This is a genomic window from Streptomyces sp. BL1, assembly GCF_057628045.1.
On sequence record NZ_JBXYWZ010000002.1, the window covers coordinates 2627444 to 2644872 of the forward strand.

Below are 17429 nucleotides of genomic sequence, written 5' to 3' on the forward strand. Positions count from 1 at the left end.
TCAGCATGACTCGGGAGTAACTTCCCGTGCGGCGGCGTGACCGTACCAGAGCGTGCCCTCGCCGTAGCGACGGGACCTGAGCCCTTCGTACCCCTCCGGCCAGCGGAATCCGCCACCCCGTGTGCTCCGCTCCACGGTGGCGAGCGCGTCGGTGGCGAGCCAGCCCCGGGAACGGAGTGTGAGCAGGATCTCGCGGAGATCGTCGTCGGTGACGGCGTACGGCGGGTCGAGAAAGACCACGTCGTACGGCTCGTCGGGGGCCGGTCCCGCGAGGATCTGCGCGGCCTTGCCGGTCCGCACCTCGGCGCCGGGCAGACCCAGCGCGCGGACGTTCTGCTGGATGACTCGGGCCGCCTTCTGGTCCGCCTCGACGAGCAGCACGTGCGCGGCGCCCCGCGAGAGGGCTTCGAGACCGACGGCGCCCGAGCCGCCGTACAGGTCCAGCACGCGCGTGCCCCGCCAGCCGGCCGCGCCGCCCAACTGCGCCTCCCAGCTGGAGAACAGGCCCTCGCGGGCGCGGTCGGACGTCGGGCGGGTGCCGGTGCCGGGCGGCACCGTGAGGCGGCGTCCGCCGGCGGCGCCGGCGATCACGCGGGTCATGGGCGGCGGTCCTTCGCTGGTGGGTGGTCCGGAAACGAGCATCCCATGGCCGGCGCGTGGTGCCCCGGCGGGCCGTGTGCGGCTTCGCTGCGCTGTGCGGGTGGCTGCGGTTCGCGCTGGGGTTTGCGCAGTTCCCCGCGCCCCTTATCGGGGTGCGGGGGTCGCCCCCCCCGCAGAACACACTCCCGCGCCCCCTATCTCGGTCAGCCCTTGTCCAGGTAGCCCTCGCGCTCCTCGTCGAGCAGTGCGGAGAGGGCGCCGCGCAGTTCGGGCAGACCCTCCAGCTCCGGGTCTGCGGACACCACGGCCGCGGCTTCCTCGCGGGCCGCGGCGATCACGTCCTCGTCCTCGATGACCTGGAGCATCCGCAGGGACGTACGGACGCCGGACTGGGCCTGGCCCAGCACGTCGCCCTCCCGGCGCTGCTCCAGGTCGATACGGGACAGCTCGAAGCCGTCGAGCGTGCCGGCGACCGCTTCGAGACGGGTGCGCGCGGGGCTGGCCTCCGGCATCTCGGTCACGAGCAGGCACAGGCCCGCGGCTGCGCCGCGGCCCACCCGGCCGCGCAGCTGGTGGAGTTGGGAGACGCCGAACCTGTCCGCGTCCATGATGACCATGACGGTGGCGTTCGGGACGTTGACGCCGACCTCGATGACGGTGGTGGCGACGAGCACGTCGACCTCGCCCGCCGCGAAGGAGCGCATCAGCGCGTCCTTCTCCTCCGCCGGCATCCGGCCGTGCAGCGCCCCGACCCTCAGGCCGTCGAGCGGCCCGGCGGTCAACTCCTCGGCGACGTCCAGGACGGCGAGCGGCGGGCGCTTGTCGTCCTCCTCTTCCTGCTTCTTCTCCTTCGCCTTCTTGCCCGTCGGCTCGTCCTCGTCGCCGATGCGGGGGCAGACCACGTACGCCTGGTGGCCGTTCATGGCCTCCTCGCGCACGCGCTCCCACGTACGCGCGAGGAAGTGGGGTTTGTCGCTGGCCGGGACGACGTGCGTGGCGATGGGGGAACGGCCGGCGGGGAGCTGGTCGAGAACGGAGGTCTCCAGATCGCCGAAGACCGTCATCGCGACGGTGCGCGGAATGGGCGTCGCCGTCATCACCAGGAGATGCGGGGGCTGTTGGCCCTTGGCGCGCAGGGCGTCCCGCTGCTCGACGCCGAACCTGTGCTGCTCGTCGACCACGACCAGACCCAGATCGTGGAAGGTCACCTTGTCCTCGATCAGGGCGTGGGTGCCGATCACGATGCCCGCCTCGCCCGTGACGATGTCGAGCAGCGCCTGGCGGCGCGCGGCCGCGCCCATGGAGCCGGTGAGCAGCACGACCTTGGTGCCGTGCTCGGCGCCGCCGAGCATGCCGCCCTCGGCCAGCTCGCCCATCATCTCCGTGATGGAGCGGTGGTGTTGCTGGGCCAGCACCTCGGTGGGGGCGAGCATCGCGGCCTGGCCGCCGGCGTCGACGACGGTGAGCATCGCGCGCAGCGCCACCATCGTCTTGCCGGAGCCGACCTCGCCCTGGAGGAGCCGGTGCATCGGGTGGGCCGTGCCGAGATCGGCGAAGATCTCGCCGCTGACCCGCTGCTGGCCCTCGGTGAGCGTGAACGGGAGCCGGGCGTCGAAGGCGTCCAGGATGCGGCCCGGGACGGGCTCGCGGGGCACGGCGGGCAGCTGCGTCTCCGCCATCCTGCGGCGGGCCAGGGCGACTTGGAGCACGAACGCCTCGTCCCACTTGAGCCGGGCGCGGGCGTCCTCGATGTCCTGCTTGCTGCGCGGCCGGTGCACCTTCTCGAACGCCTCGGGCAGCGCGATGAGTTCGCGCTGCTCGCGGATGCCGGCCGGGAGGGGGTCGGTCAGCCCGGCCCAGCCGGTGGCCTCCATGGAGGTCAGCACCGTCTGTACGGACTGGGCGAGCGTCCAGGAGGCGACCTGCGCGGTGGCCGGGTAGATCGGCAGCAGCCGGTTCGCGAACGCGTCGACGGCTCCGGCCGCGCTCGCGGGGTCCACGTCGGCGTCCGGGGTGAGCAGTTCGTACTGCGGATGCGCGAGCTGGCGGCGGCGGTTGAAGACGCTGACCTTGCCGGCGAACATCGCGCGGCGGCCGGGGATCAGGTCGCTCTTCGGCTTGTACGCGCCCTTGCCGAAGAAGACCAGCTGGAGCCGGCCGCTGCCGTCGGTGATCGTCACCTCCAGCCGCTGGCCCTTGCCCTGCCGGAACCTGAGCATCTCGGCCTTCTCGACCTGGGCGACCACGGTGACGTGTTCGTCGAGCGGCAGGTCGGCGAGCAGGGTGAGCCTGCCCCGCTCCTCGTAACGCCGCGGGTAGTGGTGGAGCAGATCGCCGACCGTGTGCAGGTCGAGATGCTCGGCCATCACCTTGGCGGTGTTTCCTCCGAGGACCTTCTTCAGGGATTCATCGAGCGCTGGCACGGGTCCCATTGCACACCATGGCGGTGACAGGAGTGCTCATTCGCCTGTCCCGGGGCGGCAGTCCGTACGGTGGCGGGCCGGCCGTCCGCTCGCCGACGGGCCGGCCGTCTGCTCGGTCGCGGGTGCCTATTCGACGCCGACGAGCAGCAGCGAGGAGCGCTGGCGGCCTTCGTATACGACCGTGTCGACGGCCAGATGGGCCCGCCGCACATGGGCTTCGAGGTGTTCCGCGAGGGACGTGGGCGCGGCGGCGCCGACGACGAGGGTGACCATCTCGCCGCCCGCGGCGAGCATCCGCTCCAGTACGTCGGTGGCGGTCTGTTCGACGTCCGTGCCGATCACGGCCACGTCGCCGTCGACCAGGCCGAGGACGTCGCCGGCCTGGCAGATGCCGGCCATCGTCCACGACTGGCGCTCCGCGAACGCCACTTCGCCGTAGCGGGTGGCGCCCGCCGCGGCCGTCATGGCGACGACGTCCTCGTCGAACCCGCGGTCCGGCTCGTGCACGGCGAGCGCCGCGATGCCCTGGACGGCGGCGCGGGTGGGGATCACGGCGGCGCGCAGGCCCCGCGCGCGGGCCGCGTTCGCCGCGTGGGCGGCGGTGGCGCGCAGGTCGGGGTCGTTGGGGAGGAGCACGGCCTCGCGGGCGCCGGTGCGTTCGACGGCGGCGAGGAGGGCCTCGCTGTCCACGGGAGCGGCCTCCGGTACGGGCGCCGGCGCGCGGACGACAGTCGCGCCGGCCTCCTCGCAGAGCCCCGCGAGACCGTCACCGGGGACGACGGCCACAAGGGCGCGGGCGGGCGCTTCACCGGGCTCCGTCCCGTGGGAACCGGGCTGTTCGCCCGTACTCCGCCGGTAGCCGGCCGCGGGGTCGGCGTCTGGGGCGCACGGGGCGGGGGCTGCGAGGTGGGTGATGCGGATGCGGTGCGGGTGTCCCGCGGTGATGCCCGCTTCGACGGCGGCGCCGGGGTCGTCGGTGTGGATGTGGACGCTCCACAGTCCGTGGGCGCCGCCGATCACGAGGGAGTCGGCGCCGGGGAGCGCGTCGAGGGTGTCCCGGAGCGGGGGCACGGCGGCGCCGTCGGCGTCGAGGAGATACATGACCTCGTGCGAGGGGGACGGTTGGTGGGGTGCCCCGGTCCCGCCCTTGCCCGAATCCGGGGACACCCCGGGCCCCGGATGGGGCTGCGCCTCCTGGCCCTGTCGGGGCTGCGCCCCTGACCCCTGGCGGGGCCCGGTCTCCCCGCGTGCAGGGGCCCGGCCGGGAGACAGCGCCGGGGGCAGGGCGGAGAGGATCAGGGTGAGGCCCCGGGCACCGGCGTCCACCACGGAGGAGCGGGCCAGCACGGCGAGTTGGGAGGTCGTGGCGGTGAGGGCCGCGTACGCCCCCTGATGGGCCGCCTCGGCGACCCTGACGGGCTCGGCGCCGTCCCCCGCCGCGGCTTCCGCCGCCGTGGCGGCCGCCGCGGCGACCGTCAGCATCGTGCCCTCCACGGGGTGCGCGACCGCCTCGTACGCGAAGTCGGCCGCCCTGCGCAGGGCCCGGGCGAGGCGGCGGCCCGCGGCGCTGTGGTGCTCGTCACCCACTGCGGGTACGGAACCGGGCTCGGCCACAGACCCGGGCTCGGTCTCGGAACCGGGCTCGTCGCCGGGGTCGGACTCGGCGAGGCCGTACAGGAGTTGGGCGAGGATCGTGCCGGAGTTGCCGCAGGCGCCGAGGAGCGCGGTGCGGGCGAGGGTGCCGAGCGGGTCGGGGTCGTCGGGACGTTCGGCGAGGGCGCCGGCCGCCTCGGACAGGGTGCGGTACAGATTGGTCCCGGTATCGCCGTCCGCGACCGGGAAGACGTTGATCGCGTCCAGTTCGCCGCGCTCCTCCCCCAGCGTCTCCAGCGCGAGAGCGCACCAGGTCCGTACCGCATCGGATTCGATCGGCTGCGGCACGTACAGGACCTCCTTCGGACGGCGACGGCTGATCGGCAGGCTAGTCGCGAGAGGCGCGGAGTCCCAGGCCGGGCGGGTGCCGAGGAGGCGGGTTTCGCTGTTCGTGAGCGGCCGTTGTATGCTGCTCCGGTTGCCTGATGTGAATCGGGCACAATTCCTCCCCTGGCACTGCCGGTCAGACTCTGATCACGCAATCGCCCGGGATTTTCCGTACGTGCATCTGAAGTCTTTGGAGTGACCCGTGGCTGCCAACTGCGACGTCTGCGGCAAGGGGCCGGGCTTCGGCAACAACATTTCCCACTCGCACCGTCGCACGCGTCGTCGCTGGAACCCGAACATCCAGCGCGTGCGTGCCGTGGTCAGTGGGACGCCGAAGCGCCTCAACGCCTGCACCTCGTGCATCAAGGCCGGCAAGACTGCGGGCTGACGTCGCTCTCGTACAGCGGCGCGGCCACATCTTGCCGGTTGCCTGAAGCCGGTCCACCCGACAAGGTGGGCCGGCTTTCGCATGTCCGGAAACGGGCAGCGCATGTCCGGACGAGGGCAGCGCATGTCCGGGAGCCGGCTCGGGGCGCCCGGACCGCGTGCGCTCCCGCGCTCAGCCGTGCTGCTGCCGCTGCCGCTGCCGCCAGGCGTGGTCGACCGGGCCGAGGCCGCCGCCCAGCGGGAAGCCCGCGGCGATCGCGCCCGTGACGTAGTCCTTCGCCGCGGCGGCCGCCTCCGGAACGCCGTGCCCCTTGGCGAGTTCCGCCGCGAGGGCGCTGGCGAGGGTGCAACCGGTGCCGTGGGTGTGCCTGTTGTCGTAGCGGGGCGCGCGCAGCCAGTGTTCGGCGTCGCCGTCCGTGAGCAGGTCGACGGCGTCGCCCCGCAGATGGCCGCCCTTGATCAGCGCCCACCGGGGCCCGTACGCGAGGACCGCGGCCGCCGCTTCCCGCATGCCGGTCTCGTCGGTGACGTGGATGCCGGTGAGCTGGAGCACCTCGTCGAGGTTGGGCGTGACGACGGTCGCCGTCGGCAGCAGCTTCGTACGGACGGAGTCCAGGGCCTCCTGCGCGAGCAGGGAGTCGCCGTGCTTGGAGACGCCGACCGGGTCGACGACCACGGGGGCGGGGGCCTCGGCGAGCAGCGCGGCGACCGTTCCGACGAGTTCGGCCGAGGCCAGCATGCCGGTCTTCACCGCCTGTACGCCGATGTCGTCGACGACGCTGCGGTACTGGGCCCGTACGGCCTCCACCGGAAGCTCCCAGAAGCCCTGTACGCCAAGGGAGTTCTGCGCCGTCGCGGCGACGATCACGCTCATGCCGTGCGTACCGAGCGCCATCATCGTCTTCAGGTCGGCCTGGATTCCGGCGCCGCCGCCGGAGTCGGAGCCGGCGATGGTCAGTACGCGGGGCGGGGCGGAGGTCTGCATGGGACGAACGGTACTCAGTCGCCGGCCGGGTCCGAGAAGTGGTCCCAGCCGCCCGCCTTGTCCCAGGGGGCGCCGTCGACGGTCACCTGCGGGAGGGCCGACGGGGCGCGTACGGTGCCGATCTTGCGCCAGCGCGCGGGAAGCTGGCGGTCCTTGGGGAACGTGGCGACGATCGCGTGGTCCTCGCCTCCGGTGAGCACCCAGTGCAGCGGGTCCACGCCGACGGCCTGCCCGATGTCCGACATCTGCGCCGGCACGTCCAGATCGGCGGACCGCAGGTCGATACGCACCTTGCTGGACTCGGCGATATGGCCGAGGTCGGCGATGAGCCCGTCACTCACGTCCGTCATCGCGGTCGCGCCGAGCGAGGCGGCCGCCGGGCCCGCGTGGTACGGCGGTTCGGGCCGCCGGTGGGCCTCGACGAAGGCGCGCGGCGAGCGGAATCCGCGGGACAGCACCGCGTGTCCGGCCGCCGACCAGCCGAGCCAGCCGGTGACGGCGACGGTGTCGCCGGGGCGTGCGCCGGAGCGTGTGACCGGCTCCTGGTTGCGCATGTCGCCGAGCGCGGTGATGGCCACGGTGATGGTGTCGCCGCGCACGACGTCGCCGCCGACCACGGCGGCGGAGGCCACCTGGGCCTCGTCGCGGATGCCGTCCATCAGCTCGGTGGGCCAGTTGGCGGGGAGTTCGGCGGGGACGACGAGGCCGAGCAGCAGCGCGGTGGGGACGGCACCCATGGCGGCGATGTCGGCGAGGTTCTGCGCGGCGGCCTTGCGGCCCACGTCGTAGGCGGTGGACCAGTCGCGGCGGAAGTGCCGGCCCTCCAGCAGGATGTCCGTGCTCGCCACGACTCTGCGGTCGGGCGCGGAGACGACGGCGGCGTCGTCACCGGGACCGATCCGTACGGCGGGGGTGGAGACCAGCCGGGAGGTCAACTCCCGGATCAGACCGAACTCTCCGAGTTCTCCGACGGTGCCGGGGGTACGCGGGTAGACCCCCGGGGCCCCTGGGGGCACGTCGCCTCCGAGTCCTCCGTTGCCGCCGTTCAGATCGTGCATCACTTGTCCCTTCGCTTACCGGCCGTGGACGCGCAGCGTGCCGTGTGCGCCGCGGCGTCCGTCAACCCGCCGTGACCGGGGGTGTTGCGGGGCTCCCTGCCGGGAGTGACGACGCGGTACCGTGGCGTCCCCCTGTTCCCTGACCGCACACCCCCCATGATCCTCGTAGCCGCCCTGGAGGTTCCGTGGTACAGGCGTACATCCTGATCCAGACCGAGGTGGGCAAAGCGTCGGCCGTGGCCGACGTCATCGCCAAAATCCCTGGCGTCATGCAGGCCGAGGACGTGACCGGTCCGTACGACGTGATCGTGCGCGCCCAGGCCGACACCGTCGACGAACTCGGCCGCATGGTGGTCGCCAACGTCCAGCGGGTGGAGGGCATTACCCGCACCCTGACCTGTCCGGTGGTCCATCTGTAGCTCCCCGTATGCTCGCCCGGTGAGCATTTCGCACCACCGGGGATCCGTCGTCACCGTCTCCGCCGTCACCGCACTCGTCGTGTCGGCCGTCGTCGCGGGCTGTTCGGCCGGCGACGAGGGCCCGCCCGCGCCGAAGCCCTCGGGCAAGGCGGCGACGGCGTGCCGGGCGCTGCACGGGCAGCTGCCCGGCAAGGTGGACGGACAGGAACGCGTCACGCTCGAACCCGCGTCGAAGTACACGGCGGTGTGGGGCGATCCGGCCGTCGAACTGCGGTGCGGGGTACCGAAGCCCGAGAAACTCACGCCCGGCAGTGAACACTACAACCCCACGGCTGAGGCTGCGGAAGTGAACGGGGTCTCCTGGCTGCTCGAGAAGCAGGACGGGGGATGGCGGTTCACGACCACGGGGCGGACGGCGAACGTCGAGGTGACAGTGCCGGAGGAGTACGCGCCTGAGGCGGGCGTGCTCACGGAATTCAGCCACGCGGTGAAGTCGGCGGTGCCCAGCGCGTCTTGAGGGCGGACGCACCACGGCGTGCGCCCCGTCCCACACCTTCGCGCCGTACGCCGGGGCCGTGCACACCCCTGCCGCACACGGACATCTCGCGGGAACCTCGCACACGAACGGGCCGCGCCCGCCGCACAGGGCGGACGCGGCCCGCTGTCGCGTCGTTACCGCAGGCCCGTCCTGCGGTACAGGGCGGCCTGGAGGAGCCGGTCGATCAGCTCGGGGTAGGAGACGCCCGACTCCTGCCACATACGCGGGTACATGGAGATGGGCGTGAACCCCGGCATGGTGTTGATCTCGTTGATGACGAACTCGCCCTCGTCGGTGAGGAAGAAGTCCGCGCGGACCAGCCCCTCGCAGGAGGCCGCCTCGAAGGCCTGGACGGCCAGTTCCCTTACCTCGGCGGTCTGTTCGTCCGTGAGCGGGGCGGGCACGACGCCGGAGGCGGAGTCGATGTACTTCGCCTCGAAGTCGTAGAAGTCGTGCTCGCTGACCGGGGGGATCCACGCCGGCACACTCGCGCGCGGCCCCTCCTCGAACTCCAGGACGCCGCACTCGATCTCGCGGCCCGTGAGCAGCGCCTCCACGATCACCTTGGGGTCGTGGAGCCGCGCCTCCTCCATGGCCTCGTCCAGCGCGCCGATGTCGTCGACCTTGCTGATGCCCATGGACGAGCCGGCCCGGGCCGGCTTCACGAAGACCGGCCAGCCGTTGTCGCCGGCGAAGTCGACGACCTTCTTGCGCGCGGCCGACGGGTCCTGCTCCCACTCGCGGGGCCGGATCGTCACGTACGGGCCGACGGGCAGTCCGAAGGAGGTGAAGACCCGCTTCATGTACTCCTTGTCCATGCCGACGGCGGACGCGAGCACGCCCGCGCCGACGTAGGGCACGCCGGACAGCTCCAGCAGTCCCTGGAGGGTGCCGTCCTCGCCGTACGGACCGTGCAGCACGGGGAAGACGACGTCGACCTCGCCCAGCGCCTTGGGCACGGAGCCCGGTTCGAGGTAGGTCACCTCGCGGCTGCCCGGATCGACCGGCAGCAGCACACCGCCCGTCTCGGAGTCCGCGAGATCGTCGACGTTGGGGAGTTTCCTGCCCTCGATCGCCATCCGCTCCGGGTCGTCCGCGGTCAGCGCCCAGCGGCCGTCGGTGGTGATGCCGATGGGCAGCACCTCGTACTTGTCGCGGTCGATGGCGCCGAGGACCGCGCCCGCCGTGAGGACGGAGATCGCGTGCTCGGAGCTGCGGCCGCCGAACACGACGGCGACACGGGGCTTGCGGGAGGGAGTCTGGCTGCTCATATCGCGTGGAACCTTACCGTCTCGGACAGTGTCTTCAGGCGCGCTCGGGCTTGGCGCTGCGGGACATCAGTTCCTTCAGCGCGACATGGGGCGGCTTTCCCTCGTGCACGATGTCGAAGACGGTCTCGGTGAGGGGCATCTCCGCGGCGTGCCGGCGGGCCAGATCCCGTACGGACTCACAGGACTTGACGCCTTCCGCGGTCTGCTTGGTGACCGCGATGGTCTCCTGAAGGGTCATGCCCCGGCCGAGGTTGGTGCCGAAGGTGTGGTTGCGGGACAGCGGCGAGGAGCAGGTGGCGACGAGGTCGCCCATGCCCGCGAGGCCCGCGAACGTGTGCGCGTCGGCGCCCATCGCCAGCCCGAGCCGGGTGGTTTCGGCGAGGCCGCGCGTGATGAGCGAGGCCTTGGCGTTGTCGCCGAGTCCCATGCCGTCGGCGATGCCCACGGCGAGCGCGATGACGTTCTTGACGGCGCCGCCGAGTTCGCAGCCGACGACGTCGGTGTTGGTGTACGGGCGGAAGTACGGGGTGTGGCAGGCCGCCTGGAGGCGCTGCGCGACCGATTCGTCGGCGCAGGCGACCACCGAGGCGGCGGGCTGCCGGGCGGCGATCTCCTTGGCCAGGTTGGGTCCTGTGAGCACGGCGACGCGCTCCGGCTCGGCCTTGCCGACCTCTTCGATGACTTCGCTCATCCGCTTCGCGGTGCCGAGTTCGACGCCCTTCATCAGGGAGACGAGCACGGTGTCGGACGGCAGCAGCGGCGTCCAGCTCTCGAGGTTGGCGCGGAGCGTCTGGGAGGGGACGGCGAGAACGGTGAACTCGGCGTCGCGCGCGGCCTCCGCGGGATCCGTGGTGGCCCGTACGGCGGCGGGGAGTTCGGTGTCCGGGAGGTAGTCCGGGTTCCTGCGGCGGGTGTTGACGGCCTCGACGAGTTCGGCGCGGCGGCCCCACAGGGTCACGTCGCAGCCCGCGTCGGCGAGCACCATCGCGAAAGCGGTCCCCCAGGAACCGGTGCCGAAGACGGCGGCTTTGGTCACGCCTTCTCCCCCTGCTCGGTCGGCCGGCCGTCGGCCGGGGCGCCTTCGGCACTGCTGCCGTCACGTTCCTGCTGCCGCCTCTCGGCGGCTGCCTTGCGCAGGTTGAAGCGCTCGGCGGGCGCGGCCTCGCCGCGGATGTCCGCGAGCTGAGCGGTGATCGCGTCCATGAGCCGGTCGCTGACCTGTCGCAGCACATCGGCGGTCGGCTCCTGGCCGTAGAACTCCGAGAGGTCGACGGGCGGTCCGGCCTGCACGGTGAGGGTCTTGCGCGGGAACAGCCGCAGCTTCTTCTCCTTGGCGTACGGCGGCATCGCGAAGTTGGCGCCCCACTGGGCGACGGGAATCACGGGGGCCTTGGTGAGGAGGGCGACGCGGGCGGCACCGCTCTTGCCCTCCATGGGCCACAGTTCCGGGTCGCGGGTGAGGGTGCCCTCCGGGTAGAAGGCCACGCACTCGCCCTCCTCGATGGCCGCCACGGCGGCCCGGAAGGCGCCCACCGCGTCCGCCGACTCGCGGTAGACGGGGATCTGTCCGGTGCCGCGCATGAACGCGGCGACGAAACCGCCCTTGAAGAGCGCGACCTTGGCCAGGAAGCGGGGTACGCGGCCGGTGTTGTACTGCCAGTGCGCGTAGGAGAGCGGGTCGAGATAGGAGTTGTGATTGACGACGGTGATAAAGCCTTCGTCATCCGGAATGTTCTCCATTCCCCGCCAGTCCCGTTTGAACAGGATCAGCAGCGGCGGTTTCAGCAGGGCCGCGGCGAGGCGGTACCAAAAACCGATTTTGCGGCGGGACACCCGGACACCATCTCCTCAATACTCCCCAGTGAACGCAGCGTCGGCGAACGCCGCCTGAACAGGGCGCTGTGGGCCCACTGTCGGACACTGTCTGTCGTGCACACCGTAACCCCGGGCGTACGGCGTTGCCCCGGCCCCAGGCGAGAATGGGCGCGATGCACTCGACCCAGCCTCCCGTACCGCCCGCGGCATGGACCCTGGTGGTGCCCCTCAAGCCGCTGGCGCTGGCCAAGTCCCGGCTGGCCGCCGCCGCGGGCACGGCCGCGCTGCCCGGGCTCGCGCTGGCGTTCGCGCAGGACACCGTGGCCGCGGCGCTGGCGTGTGCCGCCGTGCGCGGTGTGGCAGTTGTCACGGACGATCCGCTGGCGGGCAGGCGGCTCGGGGCGCTGGGCGCGCGGATCGTTCCCGACTCCCCCGCCGCGGGCCTGAACGCGGCTCTCGCGCACGGCGCGGACGCGGTGCGTAATACGGAACCGGGAGCCGCCGTCGCGGCGCTCAATGCGGATCTGCCGGCGCTCAGGACCGGTGAATTGGCGCGGGTGCTGGATGCCGCGGGGAGATATCCGCGGGCATTTCTCGCGGATGCGGCGGGAATCGGCACGACGTTCTTGTCGGCGTCGCCCGGAAGTCCCCTCGCCCCCGCTTTCGGCGGCCCGTCACGGGCCCGTCATCTCGCCTCGGGGGCGGCCGAGATCGCGCTGTACGGGGTGGACAGCGTCCGGCGGGACGTGGACACCGGAGCGGATCTGGAGACGGCTCTGACGCTCGGCGTGGGCCCGTTCACGTCCGGGCTGCGGGCGGGTGCTCCCCAGTAGGCTGCTGCCATGCAGGCCACTTCGTACACGTACGACCCCGAAACCCGGTCCGGCAGCGTGCTGCTGGACGACGGCACCCCGCTCGAGTTCGACGCCGCCGCCTTCGACGCGGGAGATCTGCGGCTGCTGCGTTCCGGTCAGCGGGTGCGGATCGAGACCGAGGGCGAGGGCGACGCGCGCCGGATCACTCTGGTGACCCTGCAGACCATGTGAGGTCCGGGTGTTCGCGGCGGAGGCGCCCAACACCCCGTGAAACGCCCGTCGGGCCGGGCTCTCCGTGGGGGAGCCCGGCCCGGCGCTGTGGGGTCTGCGGCGCGGCCCGCCGAGGGGCCGTCCGCTGCTTACCGGCGACGTGCGGTCGTCTTCTTGGCCGTGGTCTTGCGCGCCGCGGTCTTCTTGGCCGGTGCCTTCTTGGCGGTGGTCTTCTTCGCCGGTGCCTTCTTGGCGGTGGTCTTCTTGGCCGGTGCCGCCTTCTTGGCGGTGGTCTTCTTGGCTGTCGCGGTCTTCTTGGCCGGTGTGGCCTTCTTCGCCGCGGTCTTCTTGGCGGTGGTCTTCTTGGCCGCCGCCTTCTTCGCCGGGGCCGCCTTCTTGGCCGCGGTCTTCTTGGCGGTGGTCTTCTTGGCTGCGGTCTTCTTCGCCGTGGCCTTCTTGGTGGCGGCCTTCTTGGTGGAAGAGCCGCCGGACAGGCTGCCCTTCGGGGCCTTCTTGACGGCGACGTCGTTCTTCGGGAGCTTCTTGGCCCCGCTCACCAGCTCCTTGAAGCCGGCACCCGCACGGAAGCGGGGCACGGCCGTCTTCTTGACCCGGACCCGCTCGCCGGTCTGCGGGTTGCGGGCGTACCGGGCCGGACGCTCGACCTTCTCGAACGAACCGAAGCCGGTCACGGAGACCCGCTCGCCCTGGACGACCGACCGCACGATCGCGTCGAGAACGACGTCGACCGCGTCAGCGGCCTGCTGACGTCCACCGAGCTGGTCCTGGATTGCTTCTACGAGCTGCGCCTTGTTCACGTCGACTTCCCCTTCAGAGACAGCAGAGTGCAGGAACGAATGTGTTCAAGCTTTTTCGCACGCTAGGGAGATATATACCGCAAATCAAATACGAAACGGGCGAATCACCCGCGTGCCGCAACGAACTCGACCGTCACGGAGTTCCGTCAGCGCGCACATCTGTCCGGTCCGTGGGGAATCGGCCCTCGTCAACGTCCTTCATGAGCCTCTCGAGGCGCCGTTCCGCATCGGCGAGATCGTGCTTCGACGCCGCAGTGATAACGAGCAGCTTCCGCGTCAGCGCCACCCGTACGTCCTCCGGGACTTGCAGAGTGCGCACCACCTTGTGCGCCTCCTTCAAGCGGGCGGCGAGCCGGTCGTAGAGCTCGAGTTGACCGTCGCGTTCCATGCACAGATTGTGCCATCTGGGGCGAGTTGTCGCTTCACGGGGCCCCAACACGCCGATGCGCCCCTCGCCACAAGGGGCGAGGGGCGCATCGTGTCCGGGCTGTTGAGGCTGCCTCAGACGGTCTGCGTCCGGGGCTTGAACGCCAGTCGGCTCGCTTCGTATTCCGTGATGGCGTCTTCGTTCTTGAGGGTGAGGCTGATGTCGTCCAGCCCCTCCAGCAGACGCCAGCGGGCGTTCTCGTCCAGTTCGAAGCCGGCCTCGATGCCCGGGGCAAGTACCTTGCGCTGCACCAGATCCACCGTGACCTCGGTGGTCGGGTCGGCCTCGGTCAGCTCCCACAGCGCGTCCACGGTCTCCTGCGGCAGAACGACCGTCAGCAGGCCGTTCTTCAGCGAGTTGCCGCGGAAGATGTCCGCGAACCGGGGCGAGATGACGGCCTTGAAGCCGAAGTTCTGCAGCGCCCAGACCGCGTGCTCGCGCGAGGAGCCCGTACCGAAGTCGGGACCGGCCACCAGCACCGTGGCGCCTTGGTACACGGGCTGGTTGAGGACGAAGTCGTCCTGTTTCCGCCAGGCCTCGAACAGTCCGTCCTCGAACCCGTCGCGGGTGACCTTCTTCAGCCAGTGCGCGGGGATGATCTGGTCGGTGTCGACGTTGCTGCGGCGCAGCGGAACGGCCCGGCCGGTGTGGGTGGTGAAGGCTTCCATCATGATTCGTACTCCTCAGACGCCGGCGGGCTCGCGTACGTCGGACAGGTCGGCCGGTGAGGCCAGGTGCCCCAAGACCGCGGTGGCGGCGGCGACCTGGGGCGAGACCAGGTGGGTACGGCCGCCCTTGCCCTGCCTGCCTTCGAAGTTGCGGTTCGAGGTGGAGGCGGCGCGCTCGCCCGGCTTCAGCTGGTCGGGGTTCATGCCCAGACACATCGAGCAGCCCGCGTGCCGCCATTCGGCGCCCGCGGCGATGAACACCTTGTCCAGCCCCTCCTCTACGGCCTGCAGCGACACCCGTACCGAACCGGGCACGATCAGCACCGTGACGTCGTCGGCCACCTTGCGGTCGCGCAGGATCTCCGCGGCCGAACGCAGGTCCTCGATACGGCCGTTGGTGCAGGAACCGACGAAGACGGTGTCGACCTTCACCTCGCGCAGCGGCTGACCGGCGCTCAGGCCCATGTACTCCAGGGCCTTCTCGGCCGCGTACCGCTCGCTGGAGTCCTCGAACGAGGCCGGGTCCGGCACCCGCTCGGAGAGCGGCGCGCCCTGGCCGGGGTTGGTGCCCCAGGTGACGAACGGGGCCAGCTCGCTGCCCTCGATGACGACCTCGTGGTCGAAGACCGCGTCGTCGTCGGTCTTCAGGGTCTTCCAGTACTCCACCGCGGCGTCCCAGTCGGCGCCCTGCGGCGCGTGCTCGCGGCCCTGTACGTAGTCGAAGGTGGTCCTGTCCGGGGCGATCATCCCGGCGCGGGCGCCCGCCTCGATGGACATGTTGCAGATCGTCATCCGCGCCTCCATCGAGAGCTTCTCGATGGCCTCTCCGCGGTACTCGATCACGTAGCCCTGGCCGCCGCCGGTGCCGATCTTCGCGATGATGGCGAGGATCAGGTCCTTGGCCGTGACGCCGTCCGGCAGTTCGCCGTTGACCGTGACCGCCATCGTCTTGAACGGCGCCATCGTCAGCGTCTGCGTGGCCAGTACGTGCTCGACCTGGCTGGTGCCGATGCCGAACGCCAGGGCGCCGAAGGCCCCGTGGGTGGAGGTGTGCGAGTCACCGCACACCACCGTGGTGCCCGGCTGGGTCAGCCCCAGCTGCGGACCGACGACGTGCACGACACCCTGTTCCACGTCGCCCAGGGAGTGCAGACGCACCCCGAATTCCGCGCAGTTCTTGCGCAGCGTCTCCAACTGCGTGCGGGAGACCGGGTCCGCGATCGGCTTGTCGATGTCGAGGGTCGGGGTGTTGTGGTCCTCGGTGGCGATGGTGAGGTCTGTACGGCGCACGGGCCGGCCGGCCTTGCGCAGACCGTCGAAGGCCTGCGGGCTGGTCACCTCGTGCAGCAGATGCAGATCGATGAAGAGGAGATCCGGCTCCCCCTCCACGCGCTTGACGACATGGTCGTCCCAGACCTTCTCCGCGAGTGTCCGTCCCATCGCTTTCCCTCCGGCCGGCAACAGCACCGACCACATGTAGAGATTCCAACGCTCCGCCCTGAACCCCCGTACCGGGCGGAGCCTGCCCGTACAGACTGGCGCGTCTCCGAAGAAATTGAACTTGCGTTTCACACTCTGAGACGCGAGTATCGACGCATGGACAACTCTAGCGGCGTCGGCGTTCTCGACAAGGCTGCGCTGGTACTGGGCGCTCTGGAATCGGGCCCGGCCACCCTCGCCGGGCTGGTCGGCTCGACCGGTCTGGCGCGCCCCACGGCACACAGGCTCGCGGTGGCCCTGGAGCACCACCGCATGGTCGCCCGCGACATGCAGGGGCGCTTCATCCTCGGCCCGCGGCTCGGCGAACTCGCCGCCGCGGCGGGCGAGGACAGGCTGCTCGCGTCCGCGGGCCCGGTGCTGACGCACCTGCGGGACGTCACCGGGGAGAGCGCCCAGCTCTACCGGCGGCAGGGCGACCAGCGGATCTGTGTGGCCGCCGCCGAGCGGCTCTCCGGCCTGCGGGACACGGTGCCGGTCGGCTCCACGCTGCCCATGAAGGCCGGCTCGGCCGCACAGATCCTGATGGCCTGGGAGGAGCCCGAGCGGCTCCACCGCGGGCTGCAGGGCGCCCGGTTCACGGCGACGGCACTCTCGGGTGTACGGCGGCGCGGCTGGGCCCAGTCGGTCGGCGAGCGGGAGCCCGGTGTGGCCTCCGTCTCCGCGCCCGTGCGCGGCCCCTCGAACCGGGTGGTGGCCGCGGTGTCGGTCTCCGGGCCCATGGAGCGGCTGACGCGGCACCCGGGGCGGATGCACGCGCAGGCGATCGTGGACGCGGCGGCGCGGCTCAGTGAGTCCCTGCGGAGGACGTGACGGCCCCGCGCGGGGCCGCGTGCCGCTTTCCGCTCGCCTGCGGGGTGTTGGGCGGCTGCGGCCCCCGCTGGGGTGTGCGCAGTTCCCCGCGCCCCTTATTCGGGGCACGAACGCGAAGAAGCCCCGCACCGTGAGGTGCGGGGCTTCTTCGTATGCCGTACGGCCGTTGAAGACCGAGTACCCCCGACCGGATTCGAACCGGCGCTACCGCCTTGAGAGGGCGGCGTGCTAGGCCGCTACACAACGGGGGCCCTGGCGTGATCCGTTGACCGAAGTCAGTGGATCAGTACCCCCGACCGGATTCGAACCGGCGCTACCGCCTTGAGAGGGCGGCGTGCTAGGCCGCTACACAACGGGGGCATCGATCTTTCCAGAACTGAAAGACCAAGCTGGGCTACCAGGACTCGAACCTAGACTAACTGAACCAGAATCAGTCGTGCTGCCAATTACACCATAGCCCACCAAAACTCAACCCCCGCCCACTTGAGTGCGGGGATCTTGTCCGGGTGGCCGCTGCGGTGGAGGGCTTTTTCGGCCCGTCCCCTCGCGGCGACATGGAAAACATTACCCGACCGAGCGCTGTGCTCCAAAACGGGTTCCCGGCGGGGTCCCCGCCGGGTCTCCGCAGGCCCGTCGGGGGACCTCGCAGGACAGCGCCGCACACCGGCCCGTACGCCAACAGGCCCGGAAGCGCGGTGCTTCCGG

General features: G+C 71.2%; 18 protein-coding genes and 3 tRNA genes. 6 read left to right on the forward strand and 15 right to left on the reverse strand.

From position 1 onward, the window contains the following. From rsmD to AC3AGO_RS11520, 3 genes are all read right to left on the reverse strand, one after another. Positions 1–600, reverse strand: coding sequence for a 16S rRNA (guanine(966)-N(2))-methyltransferase RsmD (gene rsmD, locus AC3AGO_RS11510; RefSeq protein WP_487820066.1), 600 nt, complete (start codon positions 598–600; stop codon positions 1–3). A 203-nt stretch (positions 601–803) separates the two neighbouring features. Continuing rightward, on the reverse strand, positions 804–3032 hold the full coding sequence (gene recG, locus AC3AGO_RS11515) for an ATP-dependent DNA helicase RecG (RefSeq protein ID WP_487820067.1): 2229 nt from the start codon (positions 3030–3032) through the stop codon (positions 804–806). 117 nt (positions 3033–3149) lie between these two features. Then, the gene (locus tag AC3AGO_RS11520; protein WP_487820068.1) at positions 3150–4964 is read right to left on the reverse strand and encodes a DAK2 domain-containing protein; all 1815 of its coding nucleotides are present in this window, start codon (positions 4962–4964) and stop codon (positions 3150–3152) included. Positions 4965–5205: 241 nt separating this feature from the next. Between AC3AGO_RS11520 and rpmB the strand changes: the two genes are divergently transcribed. Continuing rightward, entirely contained in the window at positions 5206–5391 is a 186-nt protein-coding gene (rpmB, locus tag AC3AGO_RS11525; protein ID WP_487820069.1) for a 50S ribosomal protein L28, read from the forward strand. 171 nt (positions 5392–5562) lie between these two features. Here rpmB and thiD read toward each other — a convergent pair whose 3' ends face one another. Continuing rightward, positions 5563–6375 (reverse strand): bifunctional hydroxymethylpyrimidine kinase/phosphomethylpyrimidine kinase, encoded by an 813-nt coding sequence (gene thiD, locus AC3AGO_RS11530; protein WP_487820070.1) that lies wholly within the window; start codon positions 6373–6375, stop codon positions 5563–5565. Between the two features lie 14 nt (positions 6376–6389). Further along, positions 6390–7433: a thiamine-phosphate kinase gene (locus AC3AGO_RS11535; RefSeq protein WP_487820071.1), complete on the reverse strand. Its 1044-nt coding sequence runs from the start codon at positions 7431–7433 to the stop codon at positions 6390–6392. Positions 7434–7618: 185 nt separating this feature from the next. On the opposite strand from AC3AGO_RS11535, the gene AC3AGO_RS11540 reads away from it, so the two are divergent. Continuing rightward, positions 7619–7852 carry an Lrp/AsnC family transcriptional regulator gene (locus tag AC3AGO_RS11540; protein ID WP_487820072.1) on the forward strand — a complete coding sequence of 78 codons (234 nt, stop codon included), beginning with the start codon at positions 7619–7621 and terminating at the stop codon, positions 7850–7852. A 19-nt stretch (positions 7853–7871) separates the two neighbouring features. After that, a complete protein-coding gene (locus AC3AGO_RS11545; protein WP_487820073.1) occupies positions 7872–8369 on the forward strand; it encodes a DUF3515 domain-containing protein in 498 nt (165 codons plus the stop codon). A 155-nt stretch (positions 8370–8524) separates the two neighbouring features. Here AC3AGO_RS11545 and AC3AGO_RS11550 read toward each other — a convergent pair whose 3' ends face one another. The 3 genes from AC3AGO_RS11550 to AC3AGO_RS11560 are packed head-to-tail and all read right to left on the reverse strand — an operon-like array spanning position 8525 to position 11494. Next, positions 8525–9661: a D-alanine--D-alanine ligase family protein gene (locus tag AC3AGO_RS11550; RefSeq protein ID WP_487820074.1), complete on the reverse strand. Its 1137-nt coding sequence runs from the start codon at positions 9659–9661 to the stop codon at positions 8525–8527. 34 nt (positions 9662–9695) lie between these two features. Next, the gene (locus tag AC3AGO_RS11555; RefSeq protein ID WP_487820075.1) at positions 9696–10697 is read right to left on the reverse strand and encodes an NAD(P)H-dependent glycerol-3-phosphate dehydrogenase; all 1002 of its coding nucleotides are present in this window, start codon (positions 10695–10697) and stop codon (positions 9696–9698) included. Continuing rightward, entirely contained in the window at positions 10694–11494 is an 801-nt protein-coding gene (locus AC3AGO_RS11560; protein WP_487820076.1) for a lysophospholipid acyltransferase family protein, read from the reverse strand. The genes AC3AGO_RS11555 and AC3AGO_RS11560 overlap by 4 nt, the downstream gene beginning before the upstream one ends. 155 nt (positions 11495–11649) lie before the next feature. On the opposite strand from AC3AGO_RS11560, the gene cofC reads away from it, so the two are divergent. Beyond that, positions 11650–12309 (forward strand): 2-phospho-L-lactate guanylyltransferase, encoded by a 660-nt coding sequence (gene cofC / locus AC3AGO_RS11565; RefSeq protein WP_487820077.1) that lies wholly within the window; start codon positions 11650–11652, stop codon positions 12307–12309. A gap of 9 nt (positions 12310–12318) precedes the next feature. Then, entirely contained in the window at positions 12319–12522 is a 204-nt protein-coding gene (locus AC3AGO_RS11570; protein ID WP_487820078.1) for a hypothetical protein, read from the forward strand. 128 nt (positions 12523–12650) lie between these two features. Here the strand turns inward: AC3AGO_RS11570 and AC3AGO_RS11575 are convergent, their stop codons facing one another. The 4 genes from AC3AGO_RS11575 to leuC all read right to left on the reverse strand — a co-directional run bounded on the left by AC3AGO_RS11575 (position 12651) and on the right by leuC (position 15854). After that, entirely contained in the window at positions 12651–13319 is a 669-nt protein-coding gene (locus AC3AGO_RS11575; RefSeq protein WP_487820079.1) for an HU family DNA-binding protein, read from the reverse strand. A 133-nt stretch (positions 13320–13452) separates the two neighbouring features. Beyond that, on the reverse strand, positions 13453–13707 hold the full coding sequence (locus tag AC3AGO_RS11580; RefSeq protein ID WP_487820080.1) for an SCO5555 family protein: 255 nt from the start codon (positions 13705–13707) through the stop codon (positions 13453–13455). A 113-nt stretch (positions 13708–13820) separates the two neighbouring features. After that, complete coding sequence (gene leuD / locus AC3AGO_RS11585; RefSeq protein ID WP_487824620.1) at positions 13821–14414, reverse strand: 3-isopropylmalate dehydratase small subunit; 594 nt, start codon at positions 14412–14414, stop codon at positions 13821–13823. A 15-nt stretch (positions 14415–14429) separates the two neighbouring features. Continuing rightward, positions 14430–15854 carry a 3-isopropylmalate dehydratase large subunit gene (gene leuC / locus AC3AGO_RS11590; protein WP_487820081.1) on the reverse strand — a complete coding sequence of 475 codons (1425 nt, stop codon included), beginning with the start codon at positions 15852–15854 and terminating at the stop codon, positions 14430–14432. Between the two features lie 156 nt (positions 15855–16010). On the opposite strand from leuC, the gene ndgR reads away from it, so the two are divergent. Next, positions 16011–16724 (forward strand): IclR family transcriptional regulator NdgR, encoded by a 714-nt coding sequence (gene ndgR / locus AC3AGO_RS11595; RefSeq protein WP_487820082.1) that lies wholly within the window; start codon positions 16011–16013, stop codon positions 16722–16724. A gap of 178 nt (positions 16725–16902) precedes the next feature. Here ndgR and AC3AGO_RS11600 read toward each other — a convergent pair. The 3 genes from AC3AGO_RS11600 to AC3AGO_RS11610 all read right to left on the reverse strand — a co-directional run bounded on the left by AC3AGO_RS11600 (position 16903) and on the right by AC3AGO_RS11610 (position 17185). Continuing rightward, a tRNA-Glu gene (locus AC3AGO_RS11600) sits at positions 16903–16975 on the reverse strand. 36 nt (positions 16976–17011) lie between these two features. After that, positions 17012–17084 (reverse strand) — tRNA-Glu (locus tag AC3AGO_RS11605). A 29-nt stretch (positions 17085–17113) separates the two neighbouring features. Continuing rightward, a tRNA-Gln gene (locus AC3AGO_RS11610) sits at positions 17114–17185 on the reverse strand. Between the last annotated feature and the right edge of the window lie 244 nt (positions 17186–17429).